This is a genomic window from Lachnoclostridium sp. An131 (assembly GCF_002160825.1).
GTDB lineage: Bacteria > Bacillota > Clostridia > Lachnospirales > Lachnospiraceae > Laedolimicola.
Genome location: NZ_NFLI01000010.1, coordinates 51,355 through 68,246, shown reverse-complemented (window position 1 = coordinate 68,246; position 16,892 = coordinate 51,355). Strand labels below are relative to the sequence as shown.

Sequence of the window (16,892 nt, the reverse complement as noted above, 5' to 3'; positions counted from 1 at the left end):
GAAGATGGCATTACTGGAAGTGAAAAATCTTGGAATCTCCTTTGGAGGCCTGCGTGCCGTGGATGATTTCAGCCTGACGATTGAGCAGGGAGAGCTTTATGGCCTGATCGGACCGAACGGAGCAGGAAAGACGACGATTTTCAACCTGCTGACAGGAGTATATAAGCCCACAGACGGCTATATTATGCTGGACGGGGAAAATATTACCGGAAAGAAAACAATTGAGATTAACAGGCACGGCATTGCCCGTACCTTTCAGAATATCCGCCTGTTCAGCGAGCTGACCGTGCTGGACAACGTAAAGGTGGGGCTGCACAACCATCATCCTTATTCTACGCTTACGGGCATTCTCCGCCTGCCGAAGTATTATAAGGTGGAGAAGGAGATGAATGAGCGGGCCATGGAGCTTCTGAAGGTCTTTGATCTGGATCAGGAGGCGGATTATAAAGCATCCAATCTGCCTTACGGCAAGCAGAGAAAGCTTGAGATCGCCAGAGCCCTGGCGACGGATCCAAAGCTGCTGCTTTTGGATGAGCCGGCGGCCGGCATGAATCCGAATGAGACTCAGGAGCTGATGAAGACGATCCGCTTTGTGCGGGACGAGTTCCATATGACTATTCTTCTGATTGAGCACGACATGAAGCTGGTGTCTGGTATCTGCGAGCGGCTTACCGTACTGAATTTCGGACAGATACTGGCTGAGGGCGAGACCACAGAGGTGCTGAACGATCCGAAGGTTATCGCGGCTTACCTTGGAGAATAGGAGGAACGAGAAGCTATGGCAATGCTGGAAATCAAGGATATAGAAGTATATTATGGCGTGATTCAGGCCATTAAGGGGATTTCCTTTGAGGTCAATGAGGGAGAGGTCATCGCCCTGATCGGGGCGAACGGAGCAGGCAAGACGACGACCCTGCAGACCATTACCGGATTGATTTCCCCGAAAAAGGGGCAGATTACCTTTGAAGGGCAGGATATTACCCATATGCCGGCTCACAAGATTGTCTCCATGGGAATGGCCCATGTGCCCGAGGGAAGGCGCGTATTTGCGCAGCTTTCCGTACTGGACAACCTGAAGCTGGGCGCTTTTACCAGAAAGGATAAGGAAGAGGTAGAGGAAACCCTGATTCGTGTTTATAAGCGTTTCCCGCGCCTGGAGGAGCGCAAGAATCAGATTGCAGGAACCCTGTCGGGAGGCGAGCAGCAGATGCTGGCTATGGGCCGGGCGCTGATGTCCCATCCGAAGATTATTCTGATGGATGAGCCTTCGATGGGTCTTTCCCCTATCTTTGTAAATGAAATTTTTGATATTATTCAGGAGGTCAGCAAGGGAGGAACGACGGTTCTCCTCGTGGAGCAGAACGCGAAGAAGGCTCTTTCCATCGCAGACCGCGGCTACGTGCTGGAGACAGGGCGTATTGTCCTGGAGGGCAATGCGAAGGAGCTGCTGGACAACGCTCAGGTAAAGAAGGCTTATCTGGGAGAATAATGCCGGCCTTATGGCGGCTGATACAGACAGTGAGACGTGAAAAAGAGACGCAGAATTCATACAGCAAAGGGGGCTTGTATGAATCCTGCGTTTTTTCTGTCGGCAAACATAAAGGCGGCTGTGCGTTAAGCTGACAGGGGTATTGCTATCTTCAGTAAAGTGTGATATGATATCTCCCGTCAAGTCAAAAAACGACAAACTCTGGAGAGTCTCAGTAAATGAGCGCCGAAGGTGTAACACAGAAGGAGTACGGCTGGTGCCAAAAGAGCAGAAAGCCGGAAGAGCTTCTGTCTATCTCTCAGGCAAAAGGACAGGGCTGGAAATGCAGATGTTCTACTCTTTGGAGGAGCTGATTTTATATCGGCTCTTATTTTTTGCGCTGTAATGAGCCGGGCAGGGCGGGCCCTTTGGGCCGTAAGCCTGCCAGTGTCTGGCCCGCACGCAGCGCAGGAATATCATAATGATTATCATATTATGCGAAAGAGGGAAAAGAAAAATGTTGGATTTGATCAAAGCGGTAAATGAATGGATGTGGAGCCTGGGGCTCCTGATTATTCTGTGCGGCACGGGGATTTATTTTACGATCCGCCTCAGATTTATTCAGATCAGGAAATTTGGCGAAGGGATGCGCCTTGTGTTTGGCCATTTCAGGATGAATGGCGAGAAGAGAGAGTATGGAGAAATGACGCCCTTTCAGTCTCTTGCTACGGCGATCGCGGCTCAGGTAGGTACGGGAAATCTGACCGGCGCGGCGACGGCCCTGGTCTCCGGAGGCCCCGGCGCTATCTTCTGGATGTGGGTCAGCGCCTTTTTCGGCATGGCGACGATCTATGGAGAGGCGGTGCTGGCGCAGGAGTATAAGACGACCGTGGACGGGGAGGTGACCGGCGGCCCTGTATATTATATCCGCCAGGCATTTAAGGGAACCTTTGGAAAGGTTCTGGCGGCTGTTTTTGCAGTATTTATCATTCTGGCTCTGGGCTTTATGGGGAACATGGTACAGTCCAATTCCATCGGAGCAGCCTTTGCAGAGGTGTTTGACGCCAGAAATATTCAGATTCCGCCGATTGCTGTCGGCATCCTGCTGGCAGTGTTCGCGCTGTTTATCTTTGTGGGGGGCACGAAGCGGCTGGCGGCAGTAGTGGAAAAAATGGTGCCGGTGATGGCAGCGATCTATATTGTCGGAAGCCTGATTCTGATTGCGATGAATATTACGTCGCTGCCGGGCGCATTGAAGATGATTTTTGTAGGCGCATTTCATCCGCAGGCGATTTTGGGCGGCGCTGCCGGAATCACTGTGCGGGAGGCGATTCGCTACGGCGTTGCGAGAGGTTTGTTCTCTAACGAGGCAGGGATGGGATCCACGCCCCATGCACATGCCCGCGCAGCTGCAAAGAACCCTCATGAGCAGGGAATGACAGCCATGATCAGCGTGTTTATTGATACGTTTATCATCCTGAATCTGACCGTATTTACAATTCTGACCTCCGGCGCCCTTTCTTCCGGAAAGGATGGAATTGCTCTGACGCAGGAAGCCTTTGTCAGCAATTTTGGCGGCTTTGGAGATATCTTTGTGGCGGTCTGCCTGCTGTTTTTTGCTTTCTCTACGATTCTGGGCTGGCACTTTTTCGGGGAGATTAATGTCAGGTATTTGTTTGGAAAAAGGGCAGTAAAGGTTTATTCGGTGATTGTGACGGCTTTTATTATTGTGGGATCTACATTGAAGGTAGATTTGGTGTGGGAGCTGGCTGATTTCTTCAACGGACTGATGGTAATTCCAAACGCTCTGGCGCTGCTGGCCCTGAGCGGCGTGGTCGTAAAAATCAGCCGGAGCTTCAGCAGAAAAAAATAAAGAAAAGAAATGGAACAGGCAGAATATGCGGGGCGCCGCAAAATCATGGAATTCCGTGATTTTGCGGCGCCCCTGGCGATCAAAGGGAGCTATGCTTCCTCCAGGCACCTGTTTTGCAGGCGTCAGCCAGAGGAAAAGGCTTCTGTCCCGCGGCGAAAATTCAGGGGAGCTGGACTGTAAAGGTGCTTCCTCCGCCGGGTGTATCGCTGACAGTCAGCCGGCCCCGGTGGGCTTTTATAATTTCAGAAGCGATACAGAGGCCAAGGCCGAAATGCTCCCGGTCGCTGCGGGAGGGATCAGACCGGTAAAAGCGCTCAAAGATAAGCTTTTTTTCTTCTGCCGGGATGCCCGGGCCGTTGTCAGCGACAGAAAAGGAAAAGCTGTTCTGTTCAAAGGAAAGACCCAGGCAGACTCTGCCGCCGGGGGACGTATAGCACAGCGCGTTGTCCAGAAGAATCGCAAGCACCTGCCGGATGCGTTCCTGGTCACAGCTGCAGGGGGGAATCGAAGCCTCCGGGAGCTCTATGGAGAGCTGGACTCCTCGCTCCCTGGCCAGAGGGAGAAAGGCTTCATAGGTATCAAGAAGCAAGGTATCTGCTTCCGCAGGCTCAGGCCGGATGCTCCAGGACTGGGCATCGGCCTTGGACAGAAGCAGCATATCCTCCACGAGCCGCGACATCCGTTTCCCTTCGGCTTCTGCAGCTTCCAGGAAATGAAGGCGTTCTTCCGGCTCTCCTTTGCGGGAAGCAGAGATGCAGGACAGCATCACGGAAAGAGGGGTGCGCAGCTCGTGGGACGCAGAGGCGACAAAGCGGGCCTGCTGTCTTTGGCTTTCCTCAAGCGGAAGCAGCAGGCGTCTGGTAAAGAACCAGGAAAACAGCAGCAGGGCAGCAGCGCCTGCTAAATCAAGGCTGAAAAACAGGAGCCGCTGTCTTTCGATCTGGCTTTCCAGCGGAGCCAGGGGAGCGAGAATCAGTGTCTGAAGCTCTCCCTGGCCCCGGGACAGAACTGCGCCGCAGGCATAATAGTCCGTTCCGGTTTCTTCAAAGCGGAAGGGAAGCTCTGTGTGGACTGTGGAGCTGGAAGCAGCGCCGCGGATAGCAGATAATTTGGATTCGCAGGAAGCCCAGGCCGACTCATACAGAGATTGTGGGCTTTGATTCTGGCGGTTGTGGAGAAAGGGCACGCCGTTGTCCAGAATCCAGATCAGATATTTGCCGTTATCCTCCATGTTTTTCAGCCATTCGCCGGAGATGACGGTCTGCTGTTCCAGGTTGCTGATGAGAGTGTTCATATCATTTTGAAAGGAGATAAAGCTGTTGTCCCGCAGGCTTTTTTCTGACACATACAGCCAGCCGCAGGACATGACCAGCAGAATAAAAATGGTGATGCCTGCGCAGAGAAGCGTCAGCTTCAGGTGTACTTTTTGAAACATTACGAATGATTCTCCTTTCAGCGTTCCAGACGGTATCCCACGCCGCGCACGGTCTGAAGACAGACGGCGCTGTTCAGGTTCTTCAGCCGGCGTCTCAGAAAATGAATGTAATTATCCAGATTGCCGTTTTCCACATCGCTGTCCATCCCCCAGACCTTGGTTAACAGCAGCTCCCTGGAAAGCGTCTGCCCCGGATTGCGCAGAAAGGCCTCCAGAAGGGCGGCTTCCCTGCCGGACAGGGTACAGCTGCCGGAGGGACCGTTCAGGGTCTGTTCGTGTATGGAAAAGGACAGATCTCCGAAGAGCAGCTCAGCAGAATCAGACAGCTTCCTCGGGCGCCGCAGAATCGATCGGATACGCGCCATCAGCTCTTCGAAGGCGAAGGGCTTGACCAGATAATCGTCGGCTCCCAGATCAAGGCCTTCGATTTTATCCTCCAGCGCGCCAAGGGCTGTGATCAGAATGACGGGAGTTTGGAAGCCCTCCTTACGCATCCGGGAGAGGACGGAGATCCCGTTCAGGACAGGAAGCATCCGGTCCAGCAGGATCAGATCGTAGATACCCTGACGGATATAATAGAGGGCTTCCTCGCCGTCTGTACAGGAATCCGTCTCGATTCCTTCCTTTCGAAGCTGGAAGCTCAAGGCTTCCTTTAGCTTTTCATCGTCTTCTACCAGCAGTATTCTCATTTTAAGGCCTCCTGTTAACGATTTCTCTCCTATTATAAACAATGATAGCACAGAAGTCTTTAAAAAATCTCTAAATATCTACATGCAGCCAAAGAGGCAAAGAAGTTAATGGCATGCAGAATTTTAGAGGTGCTTTAGAGACTTCCCTGGTATGATGTGAAAAAATCAAGGAATGAGGAGATTGAAAATGAAAAACAAGGTATGGAACAAACAAATCAGAATCCGCCTGACGGCGGCAGGACTTGCAGGAGCTCTGGGACTGGGAATCTGCGGCTGCGGAGCAGCCGGTGCCCAATCTGCTTCCAGGGGAGGAGGCATGGAAGAGACGGTACAGGAAGACACTGTGCAGGGAGAGGTATTTCGTGCATCTTTAGTCCGTCTGACAGAAATGGTATAGGAAGGAGAAGAGTATCTGAAATGAAAAAGCATTCTAGGATTCATAGGATTACAGCCTGGCTGCTTCTCGGAGCGGTGCTGCTTACCTGCGGCTGCTCCGGAGGAGGCGCGGCCGGGGAGCCTGGCGAAGGTTCCGGAAGCGGTTCGGGAGATACCATTATGGGACGTTATGTCGAGCAGGAGGCTGCGCTGCCTGAGGCGGCTGCTTCCCAGGGGGAGGGCAGCACGCCGGTGATGACGGTCATGAATGACGGTTCTGTGGGACTTTTGGACCGGCATTCGGGACTCTACCGTTCACAGGATCAGGGAGAGACCTGGGAGCAGCAGGAGGTGGCTCAGCTTGCGGAGCTTGCTGCCGGAAATTATATATCAAGTCTGGCGCTTGCTCCGGACGGGAGCATTGCAGCAGCTTACAGCCCGCTTATAGACAGTGAGGAAGGGGAAGCGCTTTCTTATCAATATTTTTACCTGGATGCAGACGGTGAGGAGTATACAGTACCTTATGACGATGAGGAAGATTATCTTCACCAGCTCTGGTTCGGAAGAGACAGCCGACTTTACGGGATAAGCCTCGGCGGAAGGGTTTACGAGCTGGACTGCGCGGGCGGAACAAAAAAACAGATTTTTGAGATCACAGGAGTCTCGGATTATGTCTGCTTTACGGAAAATTACATGGTGATTCTCAGTTCTCAGGGCTTAGGCCTGTACGATGTGACAAATGGAACGCAGGCTCAGACGGATCAGGTGCTGGAGGAGTTTGTGACAGCACATTATGACGAAGGCTCCTTCAGCACAGATACCCACAATATGGTAGCAGCTTCCGGTGAGGGTGATGTGCTTTATCTGGCCTTGAGCGACGGGATCTACCGCCATGCCATCGGAGGCTCTGCCATCGAGCAGGTGGCGGATGGAAGCCTGAATTCTCTTGGAAATCCGATGATGATGCTTCAGGGCATGACAGTATTGGAGGATGAGGTATTCCTGATTCTCTACTATGGGGCTCAGCTGATGAAATATGTGTATGATCCGGAGATTGCCGCGACGCCGGAGGAGGAGATCCGGATCTACAGCCTGTATGAAAACTATACGATCCGCCAGGCGGTGAGTCTGTACCAGAAGGCCCATCCTGAGGTCTATGTCAATTATGAGGTGGGAATCAGCGGGGAGGACGGCATGACGGAAGAGGACGCAGTCCGAAACCTGAATACACGGCTTGCTTCAGGCAGCGGTCCGGATTTGCTTGTGCTGGACGGGCTTCCGAAAAGCTCCTATGAGGAAAAGGGGCTTCTGGCAGATCTTACAGAGCTGGAAGCCGGGCTCACCGGGGAAAACAGTCTTTTTCCCAATCTGGTGGATGCGGTCCGGACTGGAGATAAGCTTTATTCGCTTCCTGTGCGCTTCAGCCTGCCGCTTCTTGTGGGAAGCTCTGAGGCCTTAAAGGGGATTATGGATCTTGCTTCTTTGGCGGATACCGTGGAACGCATTCGGGCAGAGCAGCCTTCCGGCGGGATCCTGGGGCTTTTAACAGAAGAGCAGGTACTGAAAGCGCTGATGGTTTCCTCCTCCGGCTCCTGGCTGACAGAGGACAGAAGGATGGACGAGGCGGCCTTGACCGAATTCCTCACGCAGGCAAAGCGGATTTATGAAGCGGAGCTTGCGGGCTACACCGCGGAGGAGCTGTCTATGCTCCAGGAGATGACCAGGCAGCAGGTAGCGTCTGCGGGAACCACTGCCGGAAGCGGAGAGCTGGCTTCTTCGGCGGCTCTGAATATTGCCATGGGAGACCAGCTGATGGGAACCGGCGAGGTAAATGGAATAGAGACGGATTTCAACCTGCTGGCGACGCTTGCGGATCAGGAGGAGACGGTCGATTACAGCATCCTTCCGGGACAGATGGGAGACAGCTTTCTTCCGGAGGCCAGCGTGGGAATTCTGGAATCCTCTGTGGAAAACGCACAGGTGACGGATTTCTTCTGCTATTTGTTTGGCCGGGAGTTTCAGGATCTGGATCTTCCGGATGGACTTCCGGTAAACCAGGCATCCTTTGCGCAGCTTCAGGAAAGCGGATCCGGGGATGAGAATGCGGTATCCTTTGCGGTTATGACGGAGGGAGGAGGTGGAGACCTCTTCTCGGTAGATGTTTACCAGGCCTCTGCGGAGCATTTTGCCCGCCTGCAGGAGATGGCGGAGACGGTGTCAGCAGTGGGAAATGGAGAAAGCGCTATTGAGGATGCGGTTTTGGAAAGCGGGCCAAACGCTTTGAACGGAAGCGCGTCCGTGGAGGATACGGTGGCTGAAATTGTACAGAAAGCGGCGATTTATCTTGCTGAGTAGAAAAAACAGGGTCTGGCTGTGCTTCCTGGCTCCCAGCCTTCTGGGCGTCCTGATCTTTGTCTGTCTTCCCTTTCTGGATGTGGTGCGGCGGTCGTTCACGACCGCCGTCACCGGAAGGTGGGCGGGGCTTGCCAATTACCGGGCTGTGTTTGAAAACGGAGCCTTCCGGCTGGCCGTGTGGAATACCTTCCGGTTTACAGCGGTCTGCCTGCCTCTTCTGGTGGGGCTGGGGCTCTTTGCGGCGGTTCAGCTTTCCAGACTGAAGAACGGGCAGAGATTTAAGACCATGTTTCTGTTTCCTATGGCGGTTCCGGCAGCAGCGATCGTACTGGTATGGAAGATGGTATTTTCCTCCGGCGGTTTTCTGAATCTGCTTCTGAACAGGCTGGGGCTTCTGCCGGACGGAATGCAGCCGGATTATATGGCATCCGGCGCGGCCTTCTGGGTGCTGGTGTTTACCTATGTGTGGAAAAATCTGGGCTACACGGTGGTACTCTGGCTGGCCGGCCTTGCGTCGGTGCCGGAAAGTATTGTGAGGGCGGCCCGTGTGGACGGCGCTTCACAGTGGAAATGCTTTTGGAGAATTGTACTGCCGAATCTGAAGGGAAGCCTGTATACGATCACCGTACTTTCCTTTCTGAATTCCTTTAAGGTGTTCCGTGAGGCCTATCTGGTAGCAGGCTCTTATCCGGATGAAAGCATGTATCTGCTGCAGCATCTGTTCAACAACTGGTTTGTAAACCTGGATCTGGATAAGATGGCGGCTGCAGCGGTCTGCGTGGGGATTGTACTGTTTCTGGCAATCCTGGTTCTGCAGAGATTTTGGGACAGGGAGGGATAAAAGAATGAGCAGATTTAATTTTGCGGGAGCTGTAAGATACCTGGCGCTGGCTCTGATGGGAATACTTTTTGCGGCGCCTGTCTTTCTGCTGGTGTCCGGCTCGCTTATGAGCCGCTGGGAGCTGGGAGAATATCTGGGGGCGCTCGAGAGCGGAGAGGGCTTTATACGCTGGGCTCTTTTCCCTATGTATCCGACCTTTTCCCATTATGGAAGGCTGCTGTTTGAGACGCCGCAGTTTTTTACGGTGTTCTGGAACTCCATGAAGCTTACAGTATTTTCAGCGGGCGGCCAGCTCCTTCTGGCGGTTCCGGCTGCCTGGGCCTTTGCGGCCTACCGCTTCCCGTTCCGGAGATTTCTGTTTACGCTGTACGTGATGCTGATGCTGCTTCCCTTTCAGGTAACGATGCTTTCCAGCTATCTGGTACTGAATGATTTGAAGCTCGTCAATACCCACTGGGCGATCATTCTGCCGGCAGCCTGCTCTACCTATCCGGTCTTTTTGATTTACCGCGGCTTTCTGAATATCCCCAGAGCCCTGCTGGACGCGGCGCGGATAGACGGAGCGGGAGAGTGGCGCATCTTCTGGAAAATAGGGCTGCCGCTGGCGTCAAATGGAATCTTGTCGGCTGTGGTTTTGGGATTTCTGGAGTACTGGAGCCTGATCGAGCAGCCGCTGGCTTTTCTGGAGAATCAGTCTCTGTGGCCGCTGTCCCTGTATCTTCCGGAGATCAGCCTTCAGCAGGCCGGCTATTCCTTTGCGGCCTCTGTGATTACGCTGATTCCTCCAGCCTTTGTGTTTTTCATAGGACAGGATTATCTGGAAAAGGGAATAGCGGCTTCGGGTATGAAGGAATAAAAATCTGGAAAATCAGCAGCAGGATGAGGAAAAAGAAGGAAAGGCAGGAGAAGCTCAGAAAATGATGGAATTATTGAGACGGCAGAAGAATAAAATAAGGGCCTTTGGCGCCTTTCTCGCATTTATGCTGCTGTGTACGCTGATTTCCAGGTCTGTATATGCTTCAGGGCTTCCGCAGGTAAGCACGGAGAAGCCGGCGGTCTCTGCCCTTGCTCATACGGCAGAGGCAGAAGGAATTGTGGAAGCGGGAAGAGAGACGGCAGTCACGGCCTTAAGCGGCCTGCGCTGTGGAAATGTGCTGGTGCATACAGGCGATCGTGTGGATCCAGAGACGCCACTCTTTCAGGCAGACCTGGAGGATTTAAAGGCTCAGATAGAAGAGATGCAGCTTGCGGTCTCGAAGCTTCAGCTGGAGATCCAGGCCCAGGAGCAGAACCGCCAGCTGGAGGCCGAGCAGAAGAGTGAGCAGAAGGACCGCGCCGAGGCGGACTATGACGCGGCGGAAGAAAGCTCTTCCCGGTCAGTGGCGCGGGCTGAGCAGGATCTGGCTGCGGCAGAAGCGGCGCTGAAAGAGGCTGAGGCCGCGTATGAGACATGGAAGGCGGAGCAGGCAGCAGAACAGGAGCAGCAGGAAGGAGAAGGGCAGGCAGCGGAACAGGAGCAGCAGGAAGGAGAAGAGCAGGCGGCGGAACAGGAGCAAAACCCATCTGGAAAAGAGGATACAGGAACTGCGCCCTCCGAAGACGGGGGCTCTGGCAGTATGACGGAGGAAGCCTGGCAGGAGCAGCTTGGTTCGCTCCGCCAGTCTGTGGAGACAGCGAAGCGTGCGCTGGAAGACGCCCGGCAGAGCCGGGACAGCGCGCTGGCGGAGGCAGAGCGCGCTGTAGAGGATGCAGGAAGCGGGAGTACAGCGGACAACAGCCTGGAAATCAACCGTCTTGAGCTTGCGTCCCAGCAAAAGCAGCTGAAGGAGTACCAGGAACTCCTGAATGCGGACGGAATGGTTTATCCGGAAAAGGAAGGAATTATTACATCGATCGCAGTGAGCCCTGGCGAACGGATTTCGGACGGCGCGGCGGTGGTCATGGCGGATTTGGACAGTCCGCTGCAGTTTTCGGCCTCTCTGACTGCAGAGCAGAAGAAATATGTCAGTCAGGGAGATTCGGTCACGCTGAAGCTGGGCAGTACGACGATAGAGGCGACGGCAGACTACATTGAAGAAAGCGAGATGAGCCCTGGGACATATCAGGTGACGGTTTTCCTGGATGAGGGGGAGGGAGAGCTGGGAGAAAGCGGAACTCTTACGACTGAGGCGAGGACAGATACCTATTCCTGCGTTGTGCCGCTGGAAGCTGTCTATACGGATGAAAATCAGAGAAAGTATGTACTCGTCATGGACGAATGCTCGGGAATCCTGGGTTCCGAATTCATAGCCCGGAAGGTCTATGTGAATGTGATGGACCAGAATGACAGCCAGGCTGCCCTGGAAGAGGGGAGCTTAAGCGGAGATGAGGAGGTGATTACGGATTATACAGGTGAGATAGAGGACGGGGATGTGGTGAGATATAAGGAGGAGTAATTTAATACAAAAATCGGCGTAAATAGAATATATATTCTATTTACGCCGATTTTTATGCACTTATGAAAATGGGTGTTAAATATTTTAGAGAAAGCTTACCTAGTTCTCCTTCTTCTCAGCCTTCACCTCAGCCATCTTCATAGCTCTCACCTTCAGCGGCAGGCCAAACAGTGTGATGAAGCCGTCGGCATCGTGGTGGTCGTACAGGTCGCCGGTTGTGAAGGAAGCCAGGGACTCATTGTACAGGGAGTAGGGAGAGGTGGTTCCGGCCTTGATGATGTTGCCCTTGTACAGCTTGAACTTTACTTCTCCGGTTACATACTCCTGGGTCACATCCATGAATGCCTGGATGGCCTCGCGAAGCGGTGTGAACCATTTACCCTCGTATACAATCTGGGCGAATTTGTTGCCCAGGTCTTTTTTGGTCTCCATAGTGGCGCGGTCTAAGACGAGCTCCTCGAGCTGGCGGTGCGCCTCTACCAGAATGGTTCCGCCCGGCGTCTCATAGACGCCGCGGGACTTCATGCCTACGACACGGTTCTCCACGATATCCACGATTCCAATGCCGTGCTTTCCGCCCAGTACGTTCAGCTCACGGATAATATCGGATACCTTCATCTTCTTGCCGTTGATGGAGGTGGGAACGCCCTTTTCAAAGGTCATGGTTACATATTCCGGTTCATCGGGAGCCTTCTCCGGCGTCACGCTTAAGACGAGCAGATGCTCGTAGTTCGGCTCGTTGGCGGGATCCTCGAGCTCCAGGCCCTCATGGCTGATGTGCCAGAGGTTGCGGTCCCGGCTGTAGCTGGAATCGGTGGAGAAGGGAAGGTGGATACCGTGCTTCTCGCAGTAGGCGATCTCATCCTCGCGGGACTGCATGGTCCAGATATCGGTCATTCTCCAGGGAGCGATGATTTTGATATCCGGAGCCAGAGCCTTGATTCCCAGCTCAAAACGAATCTGGTCATTGCCCTTTCCGGTTGCGCCGTGGCAGATGGCTACAGCTCCTTCCTTTCTTGCGATCTCAACCAGCTTCTTCGCGATGGCGGGGCGTGCCATAGAGGTGCCCAGCAGATATTTGTTCTCGTATACTGCGTCAGCCTTTACGCAGGGCATGATATAGTTATCAGCGAAATCGTCTACGAGATCCTCAATGTATAATTTGGAAGCGCCGGACAGCTTTGCTCTCTCGTCAAGGCCGTCAAGCTCGTTCCCCTGTCCGCAGTCAATGCAGCAGCAGATTACTTCATAACCGAAATTTTCTTTCAGCCACGGGATGATGGCTGTGGTGTCCAGGCCGCCGGAATAGGCGAGTACGACTTTTTCTTTCATCTTAAGATTCCTCCTCAATATTAAAAGCGCTGCGCAGCCGGGAAGGCATGCGTGCGCCTGTATTCAGCTGAAAATAAATATACATCATCTGACAGAAAGATGCAAGCGTAATTTTATACATATTTATAAGCTTCAAAAAAGAGATTGTTGGAGAATATGCAGATAAATATGGATAATATGCAAAAAGTATGCATAAATATTTATTTGCATGCTTATTCTCCGAGCAGGCGGTTCAGCAGAGCTTCCCTGTGGTTGATAAACATCTCTGTAATTTGATAGCTTTCGGTTTCTTCGTAGGAGCATTCATGCAGGTGCTCCTCGTCAAAGGAGAGGATCTGCGCGCCAGGGATTCCAAGCAGAAGCGGGGAATGGCTGGCGATGAGAAACTGCGAGCCGGTCTGGGCCATCCGGACAAGCTGAATCAGCAGGGTGAGCTGGCGCTGGGGAGACAGGGCTGCCTCCGGCTCGTCCATGAGATAGAGGCCGGGGCCTTCAAAGGACAGAAAATAGGAAAGAAAGCTTTCGCCATGGGACTGCTCATGGAGAGATTTCCCGCCATAACGGGCGTAATAGGCCTCCTTCAGGTCACCATCCCGGTATTCCTCGGCTTTGGTGGCTACATTGAAGAAGCTTTCTGCACGGAAGAAGCAGCTGGAGGCCGGGCGGCGGAAGCCCTTGGAGAAGGAGATGGCCGTGCTGAGCTCCGACACATCGTCATAGGTGGAAAAACGGTAGTTCATCGTGCCGCCCTCCGGATTGAAGCCGTAGGCGGCCGCAATGGCTTCCAGAAGCGTAGATTTTCCTGTGCCGTTTTCCCCCACAAAAAAGGTGATGTTTTTGGAAAATTCAAGCCTGGCAAGCCCGGACAGAGCCGGAATGCTGCGCAGGTAGGAATGCTCTGGAATTTTGCTCCAGTCTATCCGGAGTTCGCGGATAAAACGTGTTTCAAGCATGGCAGGAGTCCTCTCATGACAGGAAGATATTTTTTCTATTGTATCACAGGAATCCCCATCTTTACAATGCGGAATGGAATCGCTATACTAACAGAGAAAGGAACGAACAGCAGCAAAGGGTATCATAAAAGAGGACAATAAATAAGAAAATCCGGGCGCCGCACCCTGCGGCGCCCGGCCATGCAGGAAGGTGTCGGGCTATGATGGAACAGCTGAGCTTATTTGACGACCGGGAACGGACTGCGCCGCTGGCGAGCCGCCTGCGCCCGGAGAATCTGGATGAATACGTGGGCCAGAAGCACTTGGTAGGGCCTGGAAGGATTCTGCGCCAGCTTATCGAGCGTGACCAGATCTCTTCGATGATTTTCTGGGGGCCTCCGGGTGTGGGAAAGACGACCCTGGCCCGGATCATAGCCCGGCAGACCAAAGCGGAATTTGTGGAATTCAGCGCGGTGACGAGCGGCATCAAAGAGGTAAAGGAGGTCATGAGCCAGGCGGAGCAGAACAGGAGGCTGGGAATTCGAACACTTCTGTTTGCGGACGAGATTCACAGGTTCAACAAGGCGCAGCAGGATGCCTTTCTGCCCTATGTGGAACGGGGAAGCATTATATTGGTGGGAGCTACGACAGAAAATCCTTCCTTTGAGATCAATTCAGCTCTGCTGTCCAGGTGCAAGGTTTTTATTCTGAAAGCGCTGGAAGAAGCAGATCTCCTGGAGCTGCTGCATCACGCGCTGAAGAGCCCGAAGGGCTATGGAAGTATGAAGGTGTCTATCGGGGAAGAGGACTTGCAGGCGGTTGCCCGCTTTGCCAATGGGGACGCCAGGACGGCGCTGAATACGCTGGAGATGGCTGTCCTGAACGGAAAAATGGATGAAAATGCTGTGCTCTGTGTGGACAAGGAGATATTGGCCCAGTGCATGAACCGCCGTTCCCTTTTGTATGACAAGAATGGGGAAGAGCATTATAATCTGATCTCCGCTCTTCATAAGTCCATGCGCAACAGCGATCCGAACGCGGCAGTTTACTGGATGTACCGGATGCTGGACGGAGGGGAGGATCCCCTTTATATTGCGAGAAGGCTGATACGCTTCGCCAGCGAGGATGTGGGAATGGCGGATTCAAACGCCCTTACGCTTGCGGTTTCCGTGTATCAGGCCTGTCATTTCCTGGGAATGCCGGAGTGTGACGTGCACCTGGCTCATGCGGTGATTTATCTGTCTATGGCGCCAAAGTCAAATGCAGCTTACGAAGCCTGCCTGGCCTGCAGGGAGGATATCCGGGAAAAGCCGGGAGCGCCGGTTCCGCTGCAGATACGGAACGCGCCTACAAGGCTGATGAAGGATCTCCATTACGGAGAGGGATATATCTATGCGCATAGTACGGAGGAAAAAGTAAGCCGGATGAAGTGCCTGCCGGACGAGCTGGCCGGGCGGCGGTATTACCGGCCCACGGAAGAGGGAGAGGAAGCGGCTGTGAAGGAACGGCTGGAGGAAATTCTCCGGTGGAAGGAAGAAACAGACTAGTGGATTCGGGTATGGAACCAGGATAAGCAGAGGGGATTTCGGAGGAAGGAGAGATACAGCGGATGGAGGAGAAGGAAAGACGGCAGGAAGGGCAGCAGCAGAGAAGGCGGCGGAAAAAAAGGAACGGAAAAAAGAGGCTGCGCAGAGAGCGGGAACGGCAGAAGAGAAAGAGGATGGCGCTTCTGCTGGCGGAAGCGGGGATTGTGCTGGCACTGGCCATATTGCTTGCCGTTTTTCTGCTGAGGGGCTGCGGCACCCAGCCTGAGGCAGCTGCGGCCGTGGCACAGGGAGCAGGACTGCAGAATCTGGAGAGGCTTCAGGAAGTGACGGCAGAGATTCTGGCGGCGGAAGCGGAGCCGTCAGAAGAGGAACGGGTAAGCACCGTGAAAGAGGTCGCCACAGAGACAGATGAGGTCACTGTGGGAATTGACGTTTCGGAATACCAGGGAAATATCGACTGGTCCCAGGCGGCAGAGGGAATTGATTATGTGATGGTCCGCGTGGGATACCGCAGTTCTGAGACGGGTGAGATCACGGAGGACGCCTGCGCCAGGTACAACCTGCAGGAGGCCAGGGATCAGGGTCTCTATCTGGGAGCTTATTTCTTTTCCACGGCTGTCTCTGAAGAAGAGGCCAGAGAGGAGGCACGCTGGGTCTGTGAGCTTCTGAAGGGCTATCCGATTACTTACCCGGTGGCCTACAATTGCGAAGGCTTTCAGAATCCGGACAGCCGCCAGTATGAGCTGACTGTGGATGAGCGTTCCCGAATTGCAGAGGCGTTTCTGGACGAGGTGGAGGCGCAGGGCTATACGGGCATGTTTTACGCGGCGCGCAATGAGCTTCAGGGAAATACGCTCTGGGATACGGATACGCTGGAGCTGAAATACCGGATTTGGGTAGCACAGTATGGAATCGGCGACTATCCCGATACAGAGAAGCCGGAGTATTCGGGTGAGCATGTGATGTGGCAGTATACGAATCAGGGAAGCGTGAATGGAATTGACGGAGAAGTGGACAGGAACGTGGCATATTTCGGATACAGTGAGGCGGCCAAGCCAAAAGCAGAGGGAACGGCTGAGACCGTGGAAGCAGATCCGGAGGTGGGCGTGACCTTTACAGAGGTGGAGGAGCAGGTGACAGCCAAGGAGCTGGCGAATCTGCGCAGCACCATGGACCAGGGCAGCGACGATAATGTGGTCGCCCAGCTCAAAAACGGCGAGACGGCTCTGCGCACCGGCACAGGCAATAACGGCTGGTCCAGAGTGGAGTACAATGGACAGGTTCTCTATGCGGTGTCCAGCCTTTTGACCACAGATTTATCCTACACGCCTCCGGAGGAGGAAGAAGAGGAAAGTGAGTTTAAGACAAAGTTTACCGCTGTTTCCGAAAATGTGACGGCAAAGGATGTGACGAATTTGAGGAACCGGCCAAGTGTAGAAGAGCCTTCCCAGGTGATCGTACAGCTGCATAACGGGGAGATTGCTGTCCGCACAGGCGTTTCGGACGTGGGCTGGTCCAGGGTGGAATATAACGGCCAGACTCTGTACTGTATCAGCAGTTATCTGCAGGTGGTGGAATAAGGAATGGCGAAGGCCTGACAGGCGCGGCCG

The 16,892-nt window shown here is 53.7% G+C and carries 14 protein-coding genes and 1 riboswitch; of the genes, 10 read left to right on the top strand and 4 right to left on the bottom strand.

Annotated elements, in window-relative coordinates; translation table 11 throughout:
- The first annotated feature begins 4 nt into the window (after positions 1–4).
- From B5E77_RS09710 to B5E77_RS09700, 3 genes are all read left to right on the top strand, one after another.
- Positions 5–763 carry an ABC transporter ATP-binding protein gene (locus B5E77_RS09710; RefSeq protein ID WP_087165180.1) on the top strand — a complete coding sequence of 253 codons (759 nt, stop codon included), beginning with the start codon at positions 5–7 and terminating at the stop codon, positions 761–763.
- A 15-nt stretch (positions 764–778) separates the two neighbouring features.
- On the top strand, positions 779–1,489 hold the full coding sequence (locus B5E77_RS09705) for an ABC transporter ATP-binding protein (protein ID WP_087165179.1): 711 nt from the start codon (positions 779–781) through the stop codon (positions 1,487–1,489).
- A gap of 191 nt (positions 1,490–1,680) precedes the next feature.
- Positions 1,681–1,813, top strand: a riboswitch (glycine riboswitch).
- A gap of 172 nt (positions 1,814–1,985) precedes the next feature.
- Entirely contained in the window at positions 1,986–3,341 is a 1,356-nt protein-coding gene (locus B5E77_RS09700; protein ID WP_087165178.1) for an alanine/glycine:cation symporter family protein, read from the top strand.
- A gap of 160 nt (positions 3,342–3,501) precedes the next feature.
- On the opposite strand, the gene B5E77_RS09695 is transcribed toward B5E77_RS09700, so the two are convergent.
- Together B5E77_RS09695 and B5E77_RS09690 are read right to left on the bottom strand one after the other, a co-directional pair.
- Positions 3,502–4,776, bottom strand: a complete 1,275-nt coding sequence (locus B5E77_RS09695; RefSeq protein WP_087165177.1) for a sensor histidine kinase — start codon at positions 4,774–4,776, stop codon at positions 3,502–3,504.
- A 17-nt stretch (positions 4,777–4,793) separates the two neighbouring features.
- Positions 4,794–5,465, bottom strand: a complete 672-nt coding sequence (locus B5E77_RS09690; RefSeq protein ID WP_087165176.1) for a response regulator transcription factor — start codon at positions 5,463–5,465, stop codon at positions 4,794–4,796.
- Positions 5,466–5,652: 187 nt separating this feature from the next.
- Between B5E77_RS09690 and B5E77_RS09685 the strand changes: the two genes are divergently transcribed.
- From B5E77_RS09685 to B5E77_RS09665, 5 genes are all read left to right on the top strand, one after another.
- A complete protein-coding gene (locus B5E77_RS09685) occupies positions 5,653–5,862 on the top strand; it encodes a hypothetical protein (RefSeq protein ID WP_087165175.1) in 210 nt (69 codons plus the stop codon).
- A gap of 20 nt (positions 5,863–5,882) precedes the next feature.
- Positions 5,883–8,195 (top strand): ABC transporter substrate-binding protein, encoded by a 2,313-nt coding sequence (locus B5E77_RS09680; protein WP_087165174.1) that lies wholly within the window; start codon positions 5,883–5,885, stop codon positions 8,193–8,195.
- Positions 8,185–9,036: a carbohydrate ABC transporter permease gene (locus tag B5E77_RS09675; protein ID WP_242963689.1), complete on the top strand. Its 852-nt coding sequence runs from the start codon at positions 8,185–8,187 to the stop codon at positions 9,034–9,036. The genes B5E77_RS09680 and B5E77_RS09675 overlap by 11 nt, the downstream gene beginning before the upstream one ends.
- A gap of 4 nt (positions 9,037–9,040) precedes the next feature.
- Positions 9,041–9,892, top strand: a complete 852-nt coding sequence (locus B5E77_RS09670) for a carbohydrate ABC transporter permease (protein WP_087165172.1) — start codon at positions 9,041–9,043, stop codon at positions 9,890–9,892.
- A 61-nt stretch (positions 9,893–9,953) separates the two neighbouring features.
- A complete protein-coding gene (locus B5E77_RS09665) occupies positions 9,954–11,471 on the top strand; it encodes an efflux RND transporter periplasmic adaptor subunit (protein ID WP_087165171.1) in 1,518 nt (505 codons plus the stop codon).
- A 99-nt stretch (positions 11,472–11,570) separates the two neighbouring features.
- Here the strand turns inward: B5E77_RS09665 and B5E77_RS09660 are convergent, their stop codons facing one another.
- Both B5E77_RS09660 and B5E77_RS09655 read right to left on the bottom strand, forming a co-directional pair.
- Positions 11,571–12,803 carry an argininosuccinate synthase gene (locus B5E77_RS09660; RefSeq protein ID WP_087165170.1) on the bottom strand — a complete coding sequence of 411 codons (1,233 nt, stop codon included), beginning with the start codon at positions 12,801–12,803 and terminating at the stop codon, positions 11,571–11,573.
- A 212-nt stretch (positions 12,804–13,015) separates the two neighbouring features.
- Complete coding sequence (locus B5E77_RS09655) at positions 13,016–13,756, bottom strand: AAA family ATPase (RefSeq protein ID WP_087165169.1); 741 nt, start codon at positions 13,754–13,756, stop codon at positions 13,016–13,018.
- Between the two features lie 203 nt (positions 13,757–13,959).
- Between B5E77_RS09655 and B5E77_RS09650 the strand changes: the two genes are divergently transcribed.
- A complete protein-coding gene (locus tag B5E77_RS09650) occupies positions 13,960–15,282 on the top strand; it encodes a replication-associated recombination protein A (protein WP_087165251.1) in 1,323 nt (440 codons plus the stop codon).
- A gap of 62 nt (positions 15,283–15,344) precedes the next feature.
- Complete coding sequence (locus B5E77_RS09645) at positions 15,345–16,862, top strand: GH25 family lysozyme (protein ID WP_087165168.1); 1,518 nt, start codon at positions 15,345–15,347, stop codon at positions 16,860–16,862.
- Positions 16,863–16,892 lie beyond the last annotated feature (30 nt).

Excerpts from the sequence above, each read along its gene's own strand:
- B5E77_RS09710 (WP_087165180.1), top strand. The coding sequence starts at position 5 with ATGGCATTACTGGAAGTGAAAAATCTTGGAATCTCCTTTGGAGGCCTG.
- B5E77_RS09705 (WP_087165179.1), top strand. The coding sequence starts at position 779 with ATGGCAATGCTGGAAATCAAGGATATAGAAGTATATTATGGCGTGATT.
- B5E77_RS09700 (WP_087165178.1), top strand. The coding sequence starts at position 1,986 with ATGTTGGATTTGATCAAAGCGGTAAATGAATGGATGTGGAGCCTGGGG.
- B5E77_RS09695 (WP_087165177.1), bottom strand. The coding sequence starts at position 4,776 with ATGTTTCAAAAAGTACACCTGAAGCTGACGCTTCTCTGCGCAGGCATC.
- B5E77_RS09690 (WP_087165176.1), bottom strand. The coding sequence starts at position 5,465 with ATGAGAATACTGCTGGTAGAAGACGATGAAAAGCTAAAGGAAGCCTTG.
- B5E77_RS09685 (WP_087165175.1), top strand. The coding sequence starts at position 5,653 with ATGAAAAACAAGGTATGGAACAAACAAATCAGAATCCGCCTGACGGCG.
- B5E77_RS09680 (WP_087165174.1), top strand. The coding sequence starts at position 5,883 with ATGAAAAAGCATTCTAGGATTCATAGGATTACAGCCTGGCTGCTTCTC.
- B5E77_RS09670 (WP_087165172.1), top strand. The coding sequence starts at position 9,041 with ATGAGCAGATTTAATTTTGCGGGAGCTGTAAGATACCTGGCGCTGGCT.
- B5E77_RS09665 (WP_087165171.1), top strand. The coding sequence starts at position 9,954 with ATGATGGAATTATTGAGACGGCAGAAGAATAAAATAAGGGCCTTTGGC.
- B5E77_RS09660 (WP_087165170.1), bottom strand. The coding sequence starts at position 12,803 with ATGAAAGAAAAAGTCGTACTCGCCTATTCCGGCGGCCTGGACACCACA.
- B5E77_RS09655 (WP_087165169.1), bottom strand. The coding sequence starts at position 13,756 with ATGCTTGAAACACGTTTTATCCGCGAACTCCGGATAGACTGGAGCAAA.
- B5E77_RS09650 (WP_087165251.1), top strand. The coding sequence starts at position 13,960 with ATGGAACAGCTGAGCTTATTTGACGACCGGGAACGGACTGCGCCGCTG.
- B5E77_RS09645 (WP_087165168.1), top strand. The coding sequence starts at position 15,345 with ATGGAGGAGAAGGAAAGACGGCAGGAAGGGCAGCAGCAGAGAAGGCGG.